This is a genomic window from Burkholderia sp. 9777_1386 (genome assembly GCF_015712265.1).
Taxonomy (GTDB): Bacteria; Pseudomonadota; Gammaproteobacteria; order Burkholderiales; family Burkholderiaceae; genus Burkholderia; species Burkholderia cenocepacia.
The window spans coordinates 1-3,382 of the sequence record NZ_JACCQB010000109.1; the positions used below are offsets into that span (position 1 = coordinate 1).

The 3,382-nt window shown below is 52.5% G+C and carries 2 rRNA genes; both read right to left on the bottom strand.

What is annotated here, in order from left to right:
- Positions 1 to 4: 4 nt before the first annotated feature.
- Positions 5 to 117: ribosomal RNA gene (rrf, locus tag H0X91_RS34515) — 5S ribosomal RNA — on the bottom strand.
- 152 nt (positions 118 to 269) lie between these two features.
- Positions 270 to 3,150: ribosomal RNA gene (locus H0X91_RS34520) — 23S ribosomal RNA — on the bottom strand.
- Between the last annotated feature and the right edge of the window lie 232 nt (positions 3,151 to 3,382).

Sequence of the window (3,382 nt, forward strand, 5' to 3'; positions counted from 1 at the left end):
GGGAGCCTGACGATTACCTACTTTCACACGGGAATCCGCACTATCATCGGCGTAGAGTCGTTTCACGGTCCTGTTCGGGATGGGAAGGGGTGGGACCGACTCGCTATGGTCATCAGGCAAAGGGGGTTGTTGCGTTGCTTCGCAGCGCAACCAATCTTGGAAGAAGCAGTAATTTAGGTTGTGTGTATCACACACGAGAATCCAACTTGTCGCTCTGGATCGCGGCCAGTGCTTTCACACGGCGCCGATCTACAAGGCAGACTTGTTATAGGATCAAGCCTTACGGGCAATTAGTATCAGTTAGCTGAACGCATTACTGCGCTTACACACCTGACCTATCAACGTCCTGGTCTCGAACGACCCTTCAAGGGGATCTAGTCCCCAGGGATATCTCATCTTAAGGCGAGTTTCCCGCTTAGATGCTTTCAGCGGTTATCTCTTCCGAACATAGCTACCCGGCGATGCCACTGGCGTGACAACCGGTACACCAGAGGTTCGTCCACTCCGGTCCTCTCGTACTAGGAGCAGCCCCCTTCAAATATCCAACGCCCACGGCAGATAGGGACCAAACTGTCTCACGACGTTTTAAACCCAGCTCACGTACCTCTTTAAATGGCGAACAGCCATACCCTTGGGACCGGCTACAGCCCCAGGATGAGATGAGCCGACATCGAGGTGCCAAACACCGCCGTCGATATGAACTCTTGGGCGGTATCAGCCTGTTATCCCCAGAGTACCTTTTATCCGTTGAGCGATGGCCCTTCCATACAGAACCACCGGATCACTATGACCTGCTTTCGCACCTGCTCGACTTGTCGGTCTCGCAGTTAAGCACGCTTATGCCATTGCACTATCAGCACGATTTCCGACCGTACCTAGCGTACCTTCGTACTCCTCCGTTACGCTTTGGGAGGAGACCGCCCCAGTCAAACTGCCTACCATGCACTGTCCCCGACCCGGATCACGGGCCAAGGTTAGAACCTCAAACAAACCAGGGTGGTATTTCAAGGACGGCTCCACCGAAACTAGCGTTCCGGTTTCATAGCCTCCCACCTATCCTACACAGATCGGTTCAAAGTCCAATGCAAAGCTACAGTAAAGGTTCATGGGGTCTTTCCGTCTAGCCGCGGGTAGATTGCATCATCACAAACACTTCAACTTCGCTGAGTCTCGGGAGGAGACAGTGTGGCCATCGTTACGCCATTCGTGCAGGTCGGAACTTACCCGACAAGGAATTTCGCTACCTTAGGACCGTTATAGTTACGGCCGCCGTTTACCGGGACTTCAATCAAGAGCTTGCACCCCATCATTTAATCTTCCGGCACCGGGCAGGCGTCACACCCTATACGTCCACTTTCGTGTTTGCAGAGTGCTGTGTTTTTATTAAACAGTCGCAGCCACCAGTTTATTGCAACCCCTTCACCCTTCCAGCGCAGGCTGGTCAAGCTACAAGGGCGTACCTTATCCCGAAGTTACGGTACCAATTTGCCGAGTTCCTTCTCCCGAGTTCTCTCAAGCGCCTTAGAATACTCATCTCGCCCACCTGTGTCGGTTTGCGGTACGGTCATCGTTAGACTGAAGCTTAGAGGCTTTTCTTGGAACCACTTCCAATTGCTTCGCTCCCTAGGGAGCTCGCGCCACACCCTTGAATTACGCGCCCGGATTTGCCTAAGCGCCTTCTCCAATGCAGCGACCGGGACTTCCAACACCCGGACAACCTTCCGCGATCCGTCCCCCCATCGCATCTAACAATGGTGCAGGAATATTGACCTGCTTCCCATCAGCTACGCATTTCTGCCTCGCCTTAGGGGCCGACTCACCCTACGCCGATGAACGTTGCGTAGGAAACCTTGGGCTTACGGCGAGGGGGCCTTTCACCCCCTTTATCGCTACTCATGTCAGCATTCGCACTTCCGATACCTCCAGCACCCTTTACAAGGCACCTTCGCAGGCTTACGGAACGCTCTCCTACCATGCGAGCAAGCTCGCATCCGCAGCTTCGGTATATAGCTTAGCCCCGTTACATCTTCCGCGCAGGACGACTCGATCAGTGAGCTATTACGCTTTCTTTAAAGGGTGGCTGCTTCTAAGCCAACCTCCTGACTGTTTTAGCCTTCCCACTTCGTTTCCCACTTAGCTATATTTGGGGACCTTAGCTGGCGGTCTGGGTTGTTTCCCTCTTGACACCGGACGTTAGCACCCGATGTCTGTCTCCCGTGATTGCACTCTTCGGTATTCGGAGTTTGCTATGGCGGGGTAATCTGCAATAGACCCCCCAACCATGACAGTGCTCTACCCCCGAAGGTGAGACACGAGGCACTACCTAAATAGTTTTCGGAGAGAACCAGCTATTTCCAGGTTTGTTTAGCCTTTCACCCCTATCCACAGCTCATCCCCTAACTTTTCAACGTTAGTGGGTTCGGACCTCCAGTACGTGTTACCGCACCTTCATCCTGGCCATGGATAGATCACCTGGTTTCGGGTCTACGCCCAGCAACTGAACGCCCTATTCGGACTCGCTTTCGCTACGCCTGCCCTATACGGTTAAGCTTGCTACTGAACGTAAGTCGCTGACCCATTATACAAAAGGTACGCCGTCACCCCTTGCGAGGCTCCGACTGTTTGTATGCATGCGGTTTCAGGATCTATTTCACTCCCCTCCCGGGGTTCTTTTCGCCTTTCCCTCACGGTACTGGTTCACTATCGGTCGATCACGAGTATTTAGCCTTGGAGGATGGTCCCCCCATCTTCAGACAGGATTTCACGTGTCCCGCCCTACTTGTCGCACACCTAGTTCTTTCATACTGTTTTCGCCTACAGGGCTATCACCTGCTATGGCCGCACTTTCCAGAGCGTTCGGCTAACAATACAAATAAAGAGTGCAAGGCTCATCCCATTTCGCTCGCCACTACTTTGGGAATCTCGGTTGATTTCTTTTCCTGCGGTTACTTAGATGTTTCAGTTCACCGCGTTCGCTTCGCATGGCCTATGTATTCAGCCATGGATACTCCAAAAGGAGTGGGTTTCCCCATTCGGACATCTACGGATCAAAGCTCGTTTGCCAGCTCCCCGTAGCTTTTCGCAGGCTACCGCGTCCTTCATCGCCTGTGATCGCCAAGGCATCCACCACATGCACTTGTTCGCTTGACCCTATAACGAGTCTGTCTCGTTACAGGTTGAGTTCTCGCGTTGTGCCGTATTCCAATTGAGTCGAACTTAGAGTTCGAATCATCTTGAGATACATCGATACAATCACAACCCGGATAGTTTCCACGTCCATCTCAAGACGCTTCCGCTATCCAAATTACTTACTTCTTCCAGATTGTTAAAGAACGACAGCCGATATCTGTTGATATCCTCTGACTGGCTCAATCGCCAATGA